Source organism: Streptomyces chattanoogensis, from assembly GCF_001294335.1.
GTDB lineage: Bacteria > Actinomycetota > Actinomycetes > Streptomycetales > Streptomycetaceae > Streptomyces > Streptomyces chattanoogensis.
The window spans coordinates 62,061-79,160 of record NZ_LGKG01000149.1; the positions used below are offsets into that span (position 1 = coordinate 62,061).

The following is a 17,100-nucleotide window of genomic DNA, read 5'->3' on the forward strand; positions in this document are numbered from 1 at the left end:
CGGCGGAGCGGATACGGGAACGGCCGTACGCCGATCCCGATCGGTGTGGGGGCGCGGGGCGTCGGGGCGTTGGGTCCCGGCGAACCGATCGGCACCCGGCAGGGCGGATCTGGATGGTTCATCCGATCGGGGACGGTGGGGCGGAGCGGCGGGCTTGGAGCTGGTCGTGGATCTGGCGGGCGCGTTTGGGGCCGATGTTCAGATCGGTGCGCAGCCGCCAGATGCTCGCCGGTTTGCCGGTGGCGGCGCGGACGGCATCGTCGAGGGCGACGGCGTGCGGCCACATGTCGGCGTCTGTCGCCCCGGAACCGGCCGGTGTGGCCCCGGGGGCGGGCGGCTGGCCGTCGGGCGGACTGTCGCCCACGTCGGGGGTGGCGATGTCCCCATCGGTGGTGGTTGGAACGGGGGCTCCGGCCGGGCTGGGATCGGATCCGATCGCCGGCGGCGGACAGGGGAAAGCGGCTGTGTCCGGATCGATGGAGTCGGTGGCCGATCGGGGCGCGGGGTCTGTGGTCGGGGTGGACGGATCGGTCGGATCGGCGGAGCCGATCCGGTCCAGGAGATCGGTGACGGTTCGGCGGTAGGCGGCGATCGTCTCCGTCAGGGCGATCAGGAGCAGGGCGGGGGTCAGATGGAGCAGCACAGCTGCTGGATCGGCCTGGTGCGGCCAACCGATCTGTCCGTCTGGCCACAGGCTTTCCCAGGTGTTCATGAGCGCGGCGGTGGATCCGGCGCTCCAGCGCAGGGTCGTGGACCAGGCCGGTGGGGTGATGCCCCAGGCGGCCAGGCGTGCGTCGACGTAGAGGACACCGGCCAGCGCTGTCCCGATCATGGGGTCGAGGAGGACGGCGATGGGGAGGGGGACGTTGCGGCTGGTGGCGAAGCGGGTGACGTTGACCGTGGTGAAGACGAGGGCCAGGATCCCGACGGCGCACAGGACCCGGGTCATGGACCGCAGCAGGCTGATGGCCTCGCGGGCGTCGACGTGCTTCACCGTTGCCCTCCTCGTGCCGCGGGTCTCGTCGCTCCTTGGAAGGACGGGGCGTTGGTGTGTGCAGGGCCCTGGCGTACGACTGCTCCGGAGTGCGGGGCATCGATCGTCTTGCCGCTGGCGATGTAGAGCGAGACGTGCGTGATGCGGGTGGGGCTTGGGCCGAAGAACAGCAGGTCGCCCGGGGCCAGTCGTGCGCCTTTCGGGAGGCGGGGGCCGGCGTCGTACTGGGCTTGTGCGACGCGGGGGATGGAGATGCCTGCGGCGCGGTAGGCGGCCTGGGTGAGGCCGGAGCAGTCGAAGCCACCCTCGAACGATCCGTCGCCGCCCCAGAGGTAGGGGGTGCCGAGCTGGGAGCGGGCGAAGGCGACTGCCTTGGCGGCGGAGCCGGTTGGGGTGGGTGCGGCGGCTGCATAGCTGTTCGCGATCTTGAGGACCTGGGTCACATAGGCGTGGGAGTGGTTGTACGCGTAGATCGCGGCCTGCGGGTTCTTGCCGTTCCTGGCGCCGTGGGCGCACAGCAGCCTGGCCGCGGCGTACACGGCGTCGACGGGATCCCACGGAGTGGGTGGCCGCTCCCCGTCTGGCGGTACGGGTCGGGAGTACGCCTTGAAGGTGGCTGGCAGGAACTGCATGGGCCCGACGGCTCCTGCGGTGGAGCGCATGGTGGGGTGGCGGGCGTGGTTGGTTTCGACCTTGCCGATGGCGGCGAGGGTGGTCCAGGGCAGGCCGGGGCATTCAGGGGCTGCGCGCTGGTAGAGGGCGAGCATGTGCGGCGGGATGTCGTTCAGGGCGTGTGTGCTCGGGGCGGCTGACTCGCCGCTGTCGAAGGATGTGCTGCCCATTGCTGCGGCGATGGCGAGGGCTGCGAGCAGCGGAAGGGCGAGGGCCGCGCAGCCGACGCCGGCGGTTGCCTTCGCGAGCATGGAACTCATGATGCGGTGTCGGGGGCGGGCGGCAGTGGAGGGACGGGGAGCGTAAGGGAAGTGTCGGCGTCGGTCGGCTCGAGTCCCGAGGCAGGACTGAGGTTGGGCCATCGGGTGGCGAGGTGGGTGAGGGTGGTGCGGGTGCCGGCGGACTGGAGTGGTGCCCACCAGGGGCCCCAGGGCTCGGTGGTGGTGAAGTCCGCGGACGAGGTCGCCACGTGCAGTTCCAGTTCGCGTGCGGTGTCGGCCAGGCGGTGGCGGAGTGCTTGGCCGCGGGATTGGGTGCGGGTGTGGATGAGGAGGGCGGGGCGGCTGCCGGTGGCGGTGGTGAAGGCGGCGTAGGCGGCGAGTTTGGCTTCGACGCGGGGCAGGGGCTGGCTGCCGGTGTCGTATTCGAGGAAGAAGGGCAGTAGGCGGTCGCCGTCGTGCCAGTGGGCGTAGGCGTCAGGGCGGATGATGTCGCTCCAGCGGCGGGCGGCGGAGCGTTCCGAGAGCCAGAGCGTGAGTCCGGCCTGGGGGTTGGTGTGGGTGTGGGCGGCGAGGTGGGTGAGGAGTTCGTTGACGCCGAGGTCGTGGCCGAGGGAGGGGGAGTAGGCGATGCGGCCGGTGTGGGTGGGGCGCCAGCCGAGGGCGGCGGTGTCGAGTCCGGCGTGGGCGGCGAGCAGGGTGGCTCCGGCGGGGCCGAGGGTGTAGTGCTCGGGGGCCGAACCGGACTGGGTGAGGGGGCGGAAGGAGTCGAGGACCGCGTGGCGGTGGAGGGTACGCAGGCGGCGTTGGGCGGAGCGGAGTGAGGTGTAGGCGAGGCGGGCGATCTGGTGCGTGGTGAGTACGCGGTGTTCGTACAGCATCCGGGCCAGCCAGAGGTCGCGGGTGGTGAGGCGGTGGGCGAGGGTGGCCACGTCTGTGTGTCTGGTGGGGCGGGTGCGGGTGCGGGTGGTGGCGGCGCGGGCGGTGTAGCGGGAGCCGGGCCCGGAGGCGGGGCGGGGTAGGGCGGGCATGACGTATCACCTCCGGTGGATGCGGATGTGCTGGATGTTCTTGTGGGTTGTTCAGGGGCGGGTGGCTTGGCGGGGGCTGGTGCGGGTGGCGGCGGCTGTTCGCAGGTCTTTGGCGCGGCCGGGGACTGGGGGTGGCAGGGGCCGGGTGGTGAAGGTGAAGGCGGTGGATTCTGCGCCGCTGGTCAGGAGGTGGGCGGTGGCCTGGTAGGGCCCGAGGTGGGCGAGGTCGTGGGCGGCCAGTGTTGGGAGGGTGTGGCGTTCCAGGGCGTTGGAGTCTTCCGGGGAGGCGTTGAAGAAGACCTTGTTGCGGGCGTTGGCGGAGATGCCTTCGCGTAGGTCGCGTGGGAGCTGGGCGAGGTGCTGGTGGGCCAGGAGCATGGACAGGCGGTAGCCGCGTGCCTCGGCGAGCATGTCCTCCAGCGGGTAGGGCAGGGTCAGGAAGTTGTGGGCCTCGTCGATGCTCAAGGTGGCGTCGATCCGCCGGTGTTCGGGAGCTCGGGCGCGGGCGGAGGCTGCCTGCCAGGTTCCGGCGACGATGAAGGAGCCGAGCAGGCGGGCTGTCTCTTCCCCGAGGGCACCTTTGGGGAGGCGCGCGAGAAGGATGCCGCCGTCGAGGACCTGAGCGAGGTCGAAGGTGGAGGGACCGGCGGAGATCGCGCGACGGGCGAAGTCGCGTAGCAGGAACGCGCGCAGCTTGTTCATGACCGGGCCGACCACGGCAGCCCGGGACGGCTCGGACATCGACTCGTACCAGGCCCAGAAGCCGCGCAGGACCGGGTCCTTGAGGGCGGGGATGATGCGTAGCCGGTAGGCACTCTCGCCGAGCAGGCGGGGGATGTCGGCGAGGGTGACCAGCTGGCCGGTGCGGTTGCGGTGTTTGAGGAGGGTCAGGCAGGCGGCGCGCATGACGTCGTCGGTGCGTGGTCCCCAGAAGGCGGTGAAGATGCGCCGGAAGATGCCGGTGATGTTGTCGACTACGACGTCGATGTCCTCGCCGTCGAGCACGTTCAGGCATGGGGGCGTGTGGGGGTCGTCGGGGTCGATGAGGACGAGGCGGTCGGCGCAGGTGTCGGGGAGGCGGTCCAGGAGGTCGGTGACCAGGTCGCCTTTGGGGTCGATGACGATGACGCCGCGGTGGTTGCGTACGTCGTCGAGGGCGAGGTTGGCGATGAGGGTGGACTTGCCGGAGCCTGTCGCGCCCATGACATGGAGGTGGTGACGGGCGTCGGCGACCGCGATACCGACGCCGCGGCGGGCCCCGGTATCGGCCTGGCCGAGGGGTTTGACGCCGTTGCCGGGCGCGGGCTCGGGAACCTGCGGGGGCGGCAGGACAGAGCGGGCGCCGGCCCGACGCAGCCCCGGCGCGTCCGGGTCGAGGGGGAGGTGGGCGAGGGCAGCGAGTTCGGGCACCGACAGCAACGCGGTACGGGAGGGGAGCTGCCGTGCGCTCAGGTGCGGTTCGGGGTGGGCCAGGCGGGTGCGGGTGAGGTAGTTGCGGTCGGCGAAGAGGCCGAAGGCGGAGGCCAGCACGTGCGCCCGGCCGCGCGCCACGTCCTGGGCCCGCTCCTGTGCGGGGGCACATGTGGCGGCGTAGGTGAGGGCGCACTGCCACTGGGGGCCGGAGAGCTTGGCAGCCGACTGCCGAACCAGGGCACTGTGTTCGGGGTCTTGCCTGCCCGTGGAGGCGGGCTGGGCGCGGTGGAGCAGGAGCGCGGCCAGGGCGGGCAGCCGGGCGGGGGTGCGCCCGGCCTTGAGGTGGCGTGCTTGGCGGCGGGAGCGGCGCAGTGCCCTGCCGGTGGCGGGGCGGGCCAGGATCTGGACGCAGGCGGCTTCTTCCTCGGCCATGCCTGTGGCGGCCTGGAGCAGCGCGCGTAGCGGGTCGGTGGGGTGGTCGGTACGCAGCGGCAGGACGTCGGGCTGGGCCGGCCGCAGTCGCCCGGCCGTGACCGGATCTGTGCCCGGAAGGAGGGGCGTGGGCTCGGTGACGCGAGTGTGGGCGCCGGGCCAGGCAGCCTCGACGGCGCGCCGCACCAGCCCCAGCGGCACAGTGCCCGGAACCCACATGCGGATGCGAAGTCCGGTGTGCGACCAGGTGTATTCGAAGGCGAGGTGGGGCTGTCCGGTGGTGATGCGGCGCCACCATGGGCGAAGCAGGCCCGAGAGCTGCGCCCAGAGCACTTCACCGCCTTTTGGCGCGACGTGGGGCGGAGCAAGGATCTCAACGCACTGAGCACCCTCGGCCAGTTGGCGCTGGCGCCACTGGTGCAATCTCCGGTGCAGCACGACCCCACCGGTCATCGCGAGGACAGCGCAGGGGGCAAGAAGAGGCGCATGCTTTCCGAGCCAGTTCCCGGCTTCATCGCTGACGGCAGCCCAGAAGCCGCCAGGGTCGGTGAGGAAGTCCGTCAGCGGCCCGCCCGGCGGCGTTGCGCCGAGGAGTCCGCACGGCCTCACGGCGCCCACCCCTCATCGTCGGCAGCAAGGTCGCCGGCGATGCCGACGCCGTCGTCCGTGTACTGCCCGGCGAGCTCGCCCGGATCGGTCGTGATCACTTCGTGTTCGCCAGGTGCGGCGACGCTGATGAGGGCAACCTTGTGGCGGCGGTCGCCGGTCAGCAGCAGTGCCTCGCCCCGTGAGGCCGACAGGAGGAATTCCTTCTCGCCGTGGCAGAGGTGGAAGTTCTCGCTGATCGTGCCGATGGCCTGAGGGGCTTGACGGAGCAGGACCTGGGTGGCGGCGTTCGAGACGATGGCCCGGCCCAGAGGGGAGGTGAGCACGTCGTCGGCGTCCTGGGTGACCATGGCCAGGCCGGTCCAGTACTTGCGGGCGGCTTTGGCCATGCGGAACAGGAACCGGGCTCCGGCCCCGTCGCGCATCAGCAGCCATGCCTCGTCCACGACCACAAGGTGGCGGCCGACGGCAGGCCGGGAGGTGACCTGTCTCCAGATCGCGTCCAGCGCGAGCAGCATCGCGGGTGCCTTGACCTCGTCCGGGAGCTGGCGGAGAGCGAAGACGACCAGGTGGCCGGTGGCGGCTGCGGTGCTGGGGCCGTTGAACAGCTTGGCGTGTGACCCGGCGGTGTAGGGGGCCAGCCGATCGGCGAGATCGGCTGCAGCCTGACTTCCGTCCTCTTCCAGGACAGTGGTGAGGTCGCTGAGGTGAGGCGGGGTGCGGGTCCAGGTGCGGGCGTCGGAGGTGATCCCCACGCGGGTGTAGGCCGCGAGGATCGCGCGGTCCAGCACTGCCTTCTCGGCCGCGGTCAGGTCGGCGCCGAGGAGGACGGCGAGGAACGTGTGCAGGAATAGCACTCGCCGCGTCAGCATGTCCTCCCCACTGTGGGCCGCCGGTGGGATGTCGAAGGGGTTGAGGCGTACGCCATCGGCGCCGAGTGCGACCACATGTCCGCCGACGGTCTCAGCGAGGCGGACGTATTCATCCTCCGGATCGATCACCGAGGCCGTGATGCCGGTGAACAGCAGCCGCAGCAGTTCGAGTTTGGCGAGGTAGGACTTCCCGGCTCCGGAGCGGGCCAAGGTGATGGAGTTGTAGTTGTCCTGCGCGAAGCGGTCCCACAGCACCGGCGTGCCGGAGACCGCGTTCAGGCCGTACAAGACCCCCGCAGCCTCGCCGTCGCTACCGGTTGCAGTTGGCAGGTCGGGGCTGATGAAGGGGAAGCATGCGGCAAGCGCGGCGGTGTCGAAGGTGCGGCGGATCTTGAGCGTGTCGATGCCGAGCGGCAGGGTGGCGAGCCAGCCGGGCAGGGCCCGATAGGTGGTGGGAGCCACCGTCATCAGCAGCGACTCAGCAATCGCACGGACGGCGGCAGCCTGTTCGGCGAGAGAGTTCTCGTCCGGGGCGTGGACGGTCAGGTACAGGGCGACGTGGAAGAGCTTTCCCTCGCCACGGGCGATGCGGTAGGCGAGTTCGGCGGCGTCCGCAGCGGCGGCCTCCTCCTCTGGATCGTCCAGGTGCCCCTTGTCGTATCCGGCGCGGCGGCCGGATTCGAGGCGGGCGCGCTGCTTCTTCAGCCCGGCGGCGGCCACCGGGTTGGGGACGGGCTCGATGTGCAGGGCGATGTCGAGGTGCCCGGGGAAGTTGAGCAGCGGGGCGAGCCAGCCGGCGGTGACCTCGGCCGGGTAGCCGGTGACCACCAGCGTGGTGGCCAAGCGGGCGCCGACAGCCAGAGCTCGGGCGTGGACCTCGATGGCTTCGGGGCCGGCCGCGTCGAGCAACACCGATCCGTCGATGGTCGGGCCAGCTGTGAGGTGGCGACGGCGGCCTAGGAGGAGCCGGGGCATGCGAGGTCTCCTTCCGTTCCGTCGGCTTGCGATGTGGGTGTTTCGGGATTGCAGGCCGCGCTGACCAGGTGGGCGCTTTGCGGGCCGTCCAGAGGCGTGACGGTGATCTCGGCCGGCGCCAGGGCACGGGTGGCCTCGTCAAGGCGCTGGAGTGCCCGACCTTCAGCGGTGATGCGCCGCATTCCACCTGCTGCGGATTCCTCGCGGGCGACAAGGAGGACCTGCCGGCCCAGCAGGTTGTCGCTCGCGGCAAGGTCGGCGAGGAACGCGGCATGGTCGCGTGCTGCTTGCTCCAGTGCCGGGTGCGGCAGCGCGGCGGCGGTGCGCTGCAGGGCATCAGCGGCGGGAGAAAGGTCGATTCGGTGGCAGCGCACCAGCAGCTGGGTGGGGCCGGTGAGGGAGTTGAGCCAGCGGGCGAAGGCGGCGGTCAGCCCCTGTTGTTCGGCCACCGAGCGCAGCTCGAAGTTGACTGTGGAACACATCGCCATGGCGGCATTCCCCCCGCTGCCCAGGTCGAGCACTCCGTGAGGGGTGACGCCGTCGTAGGGCATACGCATGACGGCCGGAGTCTGACCTGCGGCCTTCGCCCACCGGGCGGGCACAACGGCGGGCAGAGACGGGACGCCTTCGGGAGCGTGCACACGGCGTCTGGGCGTGCGGGCGTGCATGAGGGCTGATGCCAGGAAGCGGTCGAGGCCGATGCCCTCCCGCTGGCCGAGCGCGAGTGCGGCCACCGCCCCGGCGATGGGGATCACCAGCACCGCGTAGGTGAGCGGAGCCAGGAAGGAGCGCGTCGCCCACCAGCCGCCATACAGCACCGCAACCGATACGGCGAGGATGGCGGTTTGCCGGGCGGTGAAGGGGCCCAGGAGCCGGTCCGGGCGGGAGATGTCCGCTGGAATGCGCGTGCCGTGTGGAGCGTCTGTGGGGTCGTCGGGGGCGTGCATGTGGGCTTACCTCCGGGGTGGTTCGAGGGGCAGCCGCAGCTGCATGGGGCGGGGTGGGCGTAGGCGCACGCGGTCGGAAGGAATGCGCAGGGCCAGCTGCCGTGCGAGAGGCATGCGGCCGGCAGGCTGGGAGGCCGACGGCGCGGTCGGCCGGGCACGGAGCATGGTCGGTTGGGCGAGGCGGCGTTCCGTGTGGATCGGCAGCCACGTCTGGGTGGGCCGGCGCGATCTGGCCGGCGTGAGCTCAGTGGGGACGGGGAGGGCTCGTGGCCGGACCCGTCGGGCATGAGAGGGGTGGATCACGGCATGGGTCTTCTTCGGTGCACGGGCTACAGGAATGGTGCTGGGGCCGGGGCGTCGAGGAGTCTGGCCGACGGGCGGTCCGGACGGGGTGCCGGCGCGAACGGTTGCGGCGGGCGCGGGGGGCACATGCGCGACGGTGCTCGCCTGTCGGGTACCACTCGCTGACGGGGCAGTAGCCGTCGGCTGGTGGCCGGCAGGTTGTGGACTGGGATGGCTCGGGGCGGCTCGTCCCCGGGTGAGCAGGCCACGGCCGCGCACGTCCCTGCCTTCCGCAGGTCCCGGTCCAAGTGGGCGACTGCCGCCCCCTCCGCCGCGTCCGGGACCGCCCCCACCTCTTGGTCCGCCACTTCCCCGACCGAGACCCGCCGCCCCGCCACCGCCGGGGCCGCCAGGTCGGCGGCGCAGCAGGCTCATGCCGGGCAGGTAGTGGTCCATGAGCCGGTACATCGCCAGATGCCGCAGCATCCGCACACTGACGGGTGCCTGGGGCTGATGGATCGGGGTGCCGCGCAAGATGACCTGCAGCGTCCAGCCGGGAATCTTGAACAACACCCAGAACAGTCCAGACCCCGCAAGCATCGTGCCGAGCTGGTCGGACTTCGGGATCCCCAGCGTCGTGGCACCGGGAGCGAAGAAGAGCTTGATGGCGAGGACGAACGTGACCGACTGCGCGACCTGGATGACCAGGCACCCGCCCAGGGCCCGCCACCACAGCCGGGCCACCGGATCGGTCACCGGATGGGCGTGACACGCCAGAGCCAGGGGCGCGCAGACGGCCAGCAGCGCCAGCACCGCGACGCGCACCATGAAGCCGATCAGCACGGCAAGCACCAGCGCGATCATCATGATCGCCAACAGCAGCAGATACAGCTTCAGCCCGGCGGCCCCGAACAGCGCGAACGGCAGGACACGTTCGACCATGCCCTGCCCAGCGTCCGCCATATCGGTGGCCATGATCGCGTGAGCAAGGGCATTGGCCAGACCGATCGCCTTGCCCATCACAGTTAGAGAGGTCGCGGCCGCGACGATCCCCAGGAGCAGGCGCGGGAGGATGTGCTTGACGGCGTAGCGGGTCTGGACAGTCTCGTAGCCCATGACCGTGACGCCGCCCGCGGTCACGAACAGCACGTAGATGCCGCAGGTGATCTCCAGCATGACGGTCCACAGCCGTTTGACGTCGGCGTGCTTGGTGACGTTGGGAGTCGCCAGCAGGGTGTCGGCGAGGAACTCACGGACCGGCTTCATGACCTGCTCGATCAGTGTGCCAAGGAACGAGGTGATCGCATCGACGATCATGGCGGGGAAGTCGAGGAGGTCCCAGCCCGAGGAGGTGTCCTTGATGCACTCGGTTCCCGTGGCCTCGCATGCCGGAGGTGTCGGCCCGGGTGCCGGCTCCGGGGACGCGGGCCGATCAGGCCTCGGGGAGGGGCGGCCCGGCGCGTGGGTCGGCCCAGGCTCAGGGACGGGATCAGGCTGCGGCGATCCCGCATGCGGCTCTGGGGCGGTGGGTCCGGGCGCGGGCTGAGGTTCAGGCTGGGGCGGGCCCGGGGCCACGGGCACTTGAGCCGCCGTATGTGCCATGGCGGCCTGTGCGGGAAGCGGAACCAGGAGCAGGATGGTCACGACGGCGAGAAGGGGCAGGGCGCGGATCAGGCGGCTGGCGCGGATCATTTCCCGCCACCGCCACCAACGCCGACGATGCCCTGCAGCACGGTGACCAGGGCCGGAGCCAGGACCGCCAGCCCGTAGCCGATGGCCGCAGCCTTCAATGCACGCTTGGCGGATTCGACTTCGCCAGGGTCGCCCCCAGCCATCAGATAGCGAAGCCCGCCGAAGGTGAGAAACAGCGTGGCGAGCCCGGCCAGCATGCCGACGATCCAGTTCCGCAGATTCTTGATCACAGTCGGGATGTCCGCGACCGCCCACGCACGTGGCGGGCGCGCCAGCAGTACGAAGGTGGTCAGTGCCGTGATGAAGGCGAGCCGGATCGTCCAGCGGCCTACCAGGCAGATGGGCCGTCGGTTCGGCCAGCGAAGTCTTGGGAACACGGCGGACGCACCTCCAACAGCAACGCACGACAGCGGAGAAGAAGCGGAAACTTGACGGAAACCGGCCCGGCCAGCCACGTTGCACGGGGGCCGTGCAGTGTGGGGCGAACACGGAACCCTCGTCCCGGGGCCGTCCTCCTTCACGGGGCGGCAGTGGGAACGGGGTGCTCGGGTGTCAGCACGAGACGGTGTGCTCACCCCACACGGCAACGACCTGGCAACAGAGGACCATGGACGGGTCTGCGCCGGGAGGCGGCGCCGCAGGGTGCGAGTGCGCATCCGGCGGTACCGCTTACCCGTAATAGAGATTCACGGGCCGGAAATTGACATCCGGTTCCGGAAAGTCCCGCAGACAGCGCTGTTACTGCTGATAGCGCAGGTGGCCTGCCAGGTGCTGCTCTGCGGCAGCGCGGTGGCGGTAGAGCTGACGCACACTCACCCCCCGCTCGATGGCCAGGCGCTGCATCGGTTCACCCTCCAGACGCGTACGGGCAATCAGCTGTGCCTCGGAGATGCCCACCACGTGGGCCCGCACTGCATGAGCCAGCACGGTGTACTCGTCCAGCTCCTCGCCGCCTTCGGCCCCTGGGACAGCGTCCTCATGCCCGTCCGGGTTCGCGGCGGGATGCGCCAGGCGGCCCAGGCGCGCCGCCTGGGAACCGGTCTCCCGCTCGGCGCGGCGGCGTGCGGCATACGCCAGCCGATGCACCGCCCGGTCGGCTGCCGCGAAAAGCTCCCGTCCAGTGTCAGCGGCGTTGGCGTCCACGGATGGCAGGGCGGTGGCGACGGCGGCGAGGGCCTCCTGCTCGACCTCGGCCCGCTCCAGGTGGGAGGGGCATGCCAGGCGGGCCAGCATCCGGCGCAGAACCGGGACGGTCATGGCGACGGCCACGGTGTCCCAGGGCTCGCCCAGCTGCTGGGCGCGGCGGACGACCTCACGCCAGGTCTGCTCGCGCAGGGTCGGCGAAGTAGCGGCGTGGGCAAGGCGGGTGCGGACCTGGTCGACGGGCAGCGTGGGCTGCTCCGGCCCTTCGCACACCAGGTGCGCGGGCATCGTGAGCGGCTGGGGCTCGGCACAAAGGTTGAGGAAGGACTCCTCCACCGCCTGCAGCGGTGAGCAGCCAGCGGGACGCGTACAAGCGGTGCGACGGCTGGTGGGACGGGGGGTGTGGTGCATGGGGCTCAGCTCCTTGTGGGGAGTGGCGGACAACGTCTGCCGCAAGCCCTCTCACCGCCCCGTGCCACCCCCGGACCGGCTGCGCGCAGGCGCCGCGCGACGGCTGGGCCACTGGTCCGCTCTGTGCGATGGCCCGCCACCGGCTCGCCCCTGATGACCAGCACCACTCGCACGGCCGCCCAACCCGGTATCGAACACAAAGAGATTTCCCGCCCCGACTACCTCGCCCGATCCGCCGATCCCGGGGTGGCTCGGGCGTGGCTCGCAGGTGGCTCGCCACTGGACCGGAGAGCGACTGACCTGGGCAAAGGCGACGACCCAATCAAGGGCGAGCCACAACAGGAAGCAGCCTGCCCTCACTCCTCCAGCTCGAACACCTCAGACAGTGACGACAAAGACGGCCAACTTCGTCCCTATTACTCACGTCAGCACCAGACGGCCAGGACCCCGACCCGGGCGCCACCCGCCCATGCCCTCCACCGACTCCCACCCCCAAGGCACCGTTCACCGCCGCACCGCCCGCCCGCTGCCGACCACCCTCTGGCTCCCCGCCCCCGACCAGCCCAACGCGAAGCCGACCCCCGGCACCGTGCTGCCCGGCTGGGCCATTGAGAAGATCCGCACCGACTTCACTCACCGCCCCGGCCAAGCCCCCGCGCCCCTCCTCAAGCTCTCCATCCGCGACACCGATCCGGGCATGGACGCCCGCACCCCCGTCGTCACCTACGCCGAGGGTGCACCGAGCAGGCTGTCGATGCTGCTCGCCGAACTCCACCCCGACGCCCTCCCCGCTCCCGCCGACACCCTCGCGGGCGGGGCCGTCAGCGAGATGCCCGGCGCCATGGAAGAGGGCTGGCCCGGCTTCTTCCACCGCGCGCACCGCCTCCTGCCCACGGACGGACTGCTGTTGCTCGCCACGCGCCAACGCAGGGACAACGGCATCCTCACCGACCCGCTCGGCTCCCTCATCGCCTGCGCCCGCACCGCGGGCTTCCGCTACCTCCAGCACATCATCGTCGCCCACGCCCACCCCGCCGACGACCGCCTCATCCCCGCCCCGCCCGCCGACGCCAGCCCCGGCGTGGCCCACAGCGACCTGATCGTCCTCTCCGTCATCGACCACAACGGCTGAGCCGGAAGGAGTCCACTCGTGACAGCGCTCGTGACAGGCCCCCACTCCCTGTGGAACACCGCCCCCACCTCCGCCCCCGCCCAGCGCAAAGGCCGCTACGTCCCCGGCTCGTCCGCCCACCCCGCCAAGATGCACCCCGGCATCGCCGCCCACGCCATCGCCACCTACACCCGCCCCGGCGACCTGGTCCTGGACCCGATGTGCGGCATCGGCACCACCCTCGTCGAAGCCCTCCACCTCGGCCGCAACGCCCTCGGCATCGAATACGAACCCCAGTGGGCCACCCTCGCCTCACGCAACACCCGCTCCGCCGCACAAGAAACCGGCACCGCAACGGGCATCGTCCGCTGCGGCGACGCCCGCCACCTCACCGACCTCGCTCCTGCCTCTGCCCGTGGCAAGGCGGACCTGGTCGTTACCTCACCGCCGTACGGACCCAGCGTCCACGGACATGTCCGCTCCACCCGTGACACCGGCGAAAACGGCGTCGTCAAGAAGGACTTCCGCTACAGCCACGACCGCGCCAACCTCGCCCACGTCTCCACCGACCGGCTCCTCGAAGCCTTCACCGAGATCCTCACCCAATGCCGCACCATGCTGCGCCCCGGCGGCACCGTCGTCGTCACCACCCGCCCCTGGCGCGAACGCGGCGAACTTATCGACCTGCCCTCCGCCGTCCTCGCCGCAGGCAAAGCCGCCGGCCTCATGCCCGCCGAACGGTGCGTCGCCCTCCTCGCCGGCATCCGCGACAGCCAGCTGATCACCCGCCCGTCGTTCTTCCAGATGAAGAACGTCCGCGACGCCCGCCGCCAAGGAATTCCCCTGTCCGTGGTGCAGCACGAGGACGTACTGATCTTCACCAAGTCCAGGAGGTGTGCCGACCCGACGCCACGACGAGACGGTACGCCAGCAAGCACAGCAGCCTTCCGCTCGCGCACCTGCTCGCAAAGGGGCCGTCATGGCGGCCACTGAGCCCTCGATCGGCAGTCTGTTCTCCGGAATCGGCGGCCTCGACCTCGGCGTCCAAACTGCGCTCGGCGGCTGCATCGCCTGGCACGCCGAGACCAACCCCCAGTCCGCCGCTGTGCTCACCCGTCACTGGCCCGGTATCCCCAACCTCGGCGATGTCCGGACCATCGACTGGCGTCGCGTCGAGCCGGTGAGCGTCGTAACGGCCGGGTTCCCGTGCCAGGACCTCTCCGTCGCAGGCCCCCGCACCGGACTTGGCACCGGCAGCCGCTCCGGACTATGGCGGCACATCGTCCGCGCCATTGAAGCCCTTAACCCCTGCCTGGTGGTGATCGAGAATGTCCGAGGCCTCCTGTCCACCCCCGCCGGAGCACACACTCTTCGCCACATGGAACCCTGCACGCGGTGCATGGGAGACCCACCCCAGATGCCTCGCCTGCGGGCACTGGGCGTGCTACTCGCGGACCTGGCCGGCCTCGGGTACGACGCGAGCTGGGCATGCCTACGCGCCAGTGACATCGGCGCGCCACACCGCCGCGAAAGGGCGTTCCTTGCCGCTTGGCCGGCGCCGCTGCCCCGACCGGCCCCTGCTGCTGAAGACGCCGACGGCGAATCTCGGCTGCAACGGGGGCTCCCAGCACCCCGACAGGCGCAGGGCAGGCGGCCACGGCCCCACCCTTGCCGACGAGGTCGAACACCTACTCCCGACGCCGGCCTCATCCGACCGGAACGGCAGGGCCGGTACGTCCCCGAAACGCAAGCGCGGCATCAAACTGAGAGCTGCCGCCACTCACCCGCCCGCTGGTGGGGCGAGTACCTGCCCGCAATCCGCCGATGGGAACGCATCACCGAACGAGCCGCACCAACTGCCACCGTGCCCGGAGCACGTCGGCTGTCCGCCGCATTCGTCGAATGGATGATGGGCCTTCCCAACGGCCATGTAACCAGCGTGCCCGGCCTGTCACGCGCAGCCCAGCTGCGCCTCCTCGGCAACAGCGTCGTCCCGCCGCAAGCCACCCACGCACTTGACCACCTGCTCGGCGGACGGATGCCCAAACTCTGCCCGCAGCCACGGGGTACATGATGCCGCCCACCAACACGAACGCCCCGCCCCCGGAGCCTCAGCAACCTCCCGCTGCCGAGGCCTCCGAGGTGACGGTCCTCCTCCCGAACGCACCGCCACAGCTCACTGAAAGGGCTGCAGCCGCACTGCTGCGTTTCATCCGCGACGAGTACGAGCAGCGGCGCTCTGAGCCAGCAGACCAGAGGCCCTAACCGGCAGGCACGGCGGACAACTGGCCCTCTTCCTCGAGCAGGAGGTACCACGGATCATCGTCATCCGCCGTGCCCGCTCCGTGATCCCCAAAGAGCCGCCCATGACCCGATTCGCCTTCGCCGGACGCTGCTCCACCGAGGACCTCCAGGACCCCGAGACCTCCCGCAACTGGCAGCTCACCCGCGCCCGAGCCCTCATCGAACCCGCCGGGGGCACAATCGTCTCCGAGTACTTCGACGCCGGTCACTCCCGTGCCCTCCCCTGGAAACGCCGCCCTCAAGCGGCCGCCCTCCTCAAAGCCCTTCGCGACCCCCACCGCGGCTTCGATGCCGTCGTCATCGGCGAACCTCAGCGCACCTTCTACGGCAACCAGTTCGGTAATACCTTCCCCCTCTTCGTCCACTTCGGCGTGCCGCTGTGGGTCCCCGAGGTCGGCGGGGCCATCGACCCCGACAACGAAGCCCACGACCTGGTCATGTCCGTCTTCGGCGGCATGAGCAAGGGCGAACGCAACCGCATCAAGATCCGCGTCCGCACCGCCATGGCCTCCCAGGCCCGGATCGAAGGCCGCTACCTCGGCGGCAGACCTCCCTACGGGTACCGCCTCGCCTTCGCGGGTCGGCACCCCAATCCCGCGAAGGCCGCCAACGGCAAACACCTCCGCCGCCTCGAACCTGATCCCGACACCGCACTCGTAGTCGTCCGCATCTTCACCGACTACCTGCGTGGCAAGGGCTTGTACGCCATCGCCGAGGGCCTGACCCATGACGGCATCCCCTGCCCCTCCGCTCATGACCGTGCCCGCAACCGGCACCGCGACGGCCATGCATGGTCCAAGGGTGCCGTTCGCGCCATCCTTGCCAACCCCCGCTATACCGGCCACCAAGTGTGGAACAAACAGCGCAAGGACGAAGTCCTCCTCGACATCGACGACGTCACCCTCGGCCACCGCACCAAGCTGGCCTGGAACGCTCCGGATCAGTGGATCTGGTCGGCACAGCCGGTCCACGAGCCACTGATCTCCAAGGACACCTTCACCCGCGCCCAGGCCAAGCGCCAAGCGCGCAGCACGCACCAGTATCTGGAGCGGAAGCCCCGGCCCAGCGCCCACGGCTACGCGCTGCGCGGGCTGATCCGCTGCGCCATCTGCGACCGCAGAATGCAGGGCACCTTCAACAACGGGAAGCCCCACTACCGCTGCCGCTACACCGCCGAATACGCCAAGAACGCCGCCATGGACCACCCACTCACCGTCTACGTGCGCGAGGAGGTCATCCTCCCCGAGCTCGACAAGTGGATCGCCACGACCTTCGCGCCCGGACGGCTGACCGCCACGCTTCACGCGATGCACCAGACACAGAGCTCAGCAGTCCCTGTCACGACAGCGACCGCGGCAGCACGACGCACCATTACCGAATGCAATCGGCGCATCACCCAGTACCGGGCCGCGCTCGATGCCGGAGCCGATCCCCAGCTCGCCACCGAATGGATCAATCAGACCCAGAGCGAGAAAGCCGCCGCTCAGCAAGATCTCCTCGCCGCGACCGCGGTCGAGCCTGACATCCTCACCGCAGATCAGATCAGAAGTATGGTCACCGAACTCGGAGCAATGACCGACCGGCTCCTCGCCGCTGCCCCTGAGCGCAAGCGCCCCATCTATGAAGACTTCGGACTCACGCTGACCCTTGATATGCAAAAGAGGGTTGCGACTGTGGAGTCACAACCCTCTCAAGCATGTACATATGATCTGTGTCCGAGGGGGGACTTGAACCCCCACGCCCGATAAAGGGCACTAGCACCTCAAGCTAGCGCGTCTGCCATTCCGCCACCCGGACTAGGTGTGATCTTCGCGGGGCGTTCCCCGCGGCGACATGGACAACAATACCAAGGTTTCGGAGTGCCTTTCACCTGCGTATCCGTTGGGGCATAAACCATACCTATGGGTAATGGCGGACAATTCGCTCAGATCCGGGGGCGGCGCGGGCCGCGGGTTCCGTCGGTGTTGCGGGGCATCCCCGGGGCACGTTCCGGTCCG

General features: G+C 70.2%; 13 protein-coding genes and 1 tRNA gene. 4 read left to right on the top strand and 10 right to left on the bottom strand.

The genetic code is table 11. The features are described 5' to 3' along the window. Positions 1 to 118: 118 nt before the first annotated feature. From ADL29_RS24955 to ADL29_RS24995, 9 genes are all read right to left on the bottom strand, one after another. The gene (locus tag ADL29_RS24955) at positions 119 to 994 is read right to left on the bottom strand and encodes a hypothetical protein (RefSeq protein WP_053925832.1); all 876 of its coding nucleotides are present in this window, start codon (positions 992 to 994) and stop codon (positions 119 to 121) included. Then, positions 991 to 1,917: a C40 family peptidase gene (locus ADL29_RS24960; protein ID WP_281181948.1), complete on the bottom strand. Its 927-nt coding sequence runs from the start codon at positions 1,915 to 1,917 to the stop codon at positions 991 to 993. The genes ADL29_RS24955 and ADL29_RS24960 overlap by 4 nt, the downstream gene beginning before the upstream one ends. A gap of 5 nt (positions 1,918 to 1,922) precedes the next feature. Beyond that, complete coding sequence (locus ADL29_RS24965; protein ID WP_053925834.1) at positions 1,923 to 2,915, bottom strand: replication-relaxation family protein; 993 nt, start codon at positions 2,913 to 2,915, stop codon at positions 1,923 to 1,925. 51 nt (positions 2,916 to 2,966) lie between these two features. After that, on the bottom strand, positions 2,967 to 5,093 hold the full coding sequence (locus ADL29_RS24970; protein WP_425424274.1) for a type IV secretory system conjugative DNA transfer family protein: 2,127 nt from the start codon (positions 5,091 to 5,093) through the stop codon (positions 2,967 to 2,969). Between the two features lie 272 nt (positions 5,094 to 5,365). Further along, entirely contained in the window at positions 5,366 to 7,213 is a 1,848-nt protein-coding gene (locus ADL29_RS24975) for a VirB4 family type IV secretion system protein (protein WP_078971260.1), read from the bottom strand. Further along, a complete protein-coding gene (locus ADL29_RS24980) occupies positions 7,195 to 8,160 on the bottom strand; it encodes a PrgI family protein (protein ID WP_053925836.1) in 966 nt (321 codons plus the stop codon). The genes ADL29_RS24975 and ADL29_RS24980 overlap by 19 nt, the downstream gene beginning before the upstream one ends. Positions 8,161 to 8,166: 6 nt before the next feature. Then, entirely contained in the window at positions 8,167 to 9,759 is a 1,593-nt protein-coding gene (locus ADL29_RS43655; protein WP_053925837.1) for a TrbL/VirB6 family protein, read from the bottom strand. Between the two features lie 371 nt (positions 9,760 to 10,130). After that, the gene (locus ADL29_RS46835) at positions 10,131 to 10,790 is read right to left on the bottom strand and encodes a pilin (protein ID WP_470621990.1); all 660 of its coding nucleotides are present in this window, start codon (positions 10,788 to 10,790) and stop codon (positions 10,131 to 10,133) included. Positions 10,791 to 10,872: 82 nt separating this feature from the next. After that, positions 10,873 to 11,688: a hypothetical protein gene (locus ADL29_RS24995; protein WP_053925839.1), complete on the bottom strand. Its 816-nt coding sequence runs from the start codon at positions 11,686 to 11,688 to the stop codon at positions 10,873 to 10,875. A 469-nt stretch (positions 11,689 to 12,157) separates the two neighbouring features. Here ADL29_RS24995 and ADL29_RS25000 point away from each other — a divergent pair, with 469 nt between their 5' ends. The 4 genes from ADL29_RS25000 (at position 12,158) to ADL29_RS41525 (ending at position 16,851) form a co-directional block, all read left to right on the top strand. Beyond that, positions 12,158 to 12,820 carry a hypothetical protein gene (locus ADL29_RS25000; protein WP_053925840.1) on the top strand — a complete coding sequence of 221 codons (663 nt, stop codon included), beginning with the start codon at positions 12,158 to 12,160 and terminating at the stop codon, positions 12,818 to 12,820. An 18-nt stretch (positions 12,821 to 12,838) separates the two neighbouring features. Beyond that, a complete protein-coding gene (locus tag ADL29_RS25005) occupies positions 12,839 to 13,792 on the top strand; it encodes a TRM11 family SAM-dependent methyltransferase (RefSeq protein WP_425424276.1) in 954 nt (317 codons plus the stop codon). After that, positions 13,779 to 14,873, top strand: a complete 1,095-nt coding sequence (locus ADL29_RS41520) for a DNA cytosine methyltransferase (RefSeq protein WP_078971263.1) — start codon at positions 13,779 to 13,781, stop codon at positions 14,871 to 14,873. Before ADL29_RS25005 ends, ADL29_RS41520 begins: the two co-directional genes overlap by 14 nt. Positions 14,874 to 15,165: 292 nt before the next feature. Next, positions 15,166 to 16,851 (top strand): recombinase family protein, encoded by a 1,686-nt coding sequence (locus ADL29_RS41525; protein ID WP_078971264.1) that lies wholly within the window; start codon positions 15,166 to 15,168, stop codon positions 16,849 to 16,851. Here the strand turns inward: ADL29_RS41525 and ADL29_RS25015 are convergent. Beyond that, positions 16,816 to 16,900 (bottom strand) — tRNA-Leu (locus ADL29_RS25015). The genes ADL29_RS41525 and ADL29_RS25015 overlap by 36 nt on opposite strands. Positions 16,901 to 17,100: the final 200 nt, after the last annotated feature.

Coding starts and splice junctions, on each gene's coding strand:
- ADL29_RS24960 (WP_281181948.1), bottom strand. CDS start 1,917: ATGCTCGCGAAGGCAACCGCCGGCGTCGGCTGCGCGGCCCTCGCCCTT.
- ADL29_RS24965 (WP_053925834.1), bottom strand. CDS start 2,915: ATGCCCGCCCTACCCCGCCCCGCCTCCGGGCCCGGCTCCCGCTACACC.
- ADL29_RS24975 (WP_078971260.1), bottom strand. CDS start 7,213: ATGCCCCGGCTCCTCCTAGGCCGCCGTCGCCACCTCACAGCTGGCCCG.
- ADL29_RS24980 (WP_053925836.1), bottom strand. CDS start 8,160: ATGCACGCCCCCGACGACCCCACAGACGCTCCACACGGCACGCGCATT.
- ADL29_RS43655 (WP_053925837.1), bottom strand. CDS start 9,759: ATGATCGTCGATGCGATCACCTCGTTCCTTGGCACACTGATCGAGCAG.
- ADL29_RS46835 (WP_470621990.1), bottom strand. CDS start 10,790: ATGCGCACTCGCACCCTGCGGCGCCGCCTCCCGGCGCAGACCCGTCCA.
- ADL29_RS24995 (WP_053925839.1), bottom strand. CDS start 11,688: ATGCACCACACCCCCCGTCCCACCAGCCGTCGCACCGCTTGTACGCGT.
- ADL29_RS25000 (WP_053925840.1), top strand. CDS start 12,158: ATGCCCTCCACCGACTCCCACCCCCAAGGCACCGTTCACCGCCGCACC.
- ADL29_RS41520 (WP_078971263.1), top strand. CDS start 13,779: ATGGCGGCCACTGAGCCCTCGATCGGCAGTCTGTTCTCCGGAATCGGC.
- ADL29_RS41525 (WP_078971264.1), top strand. CDS start 15,166: ATGACCCGATTCGCCTTCGCCGGACGCTGCTCCACCGAGGACCTCCAG.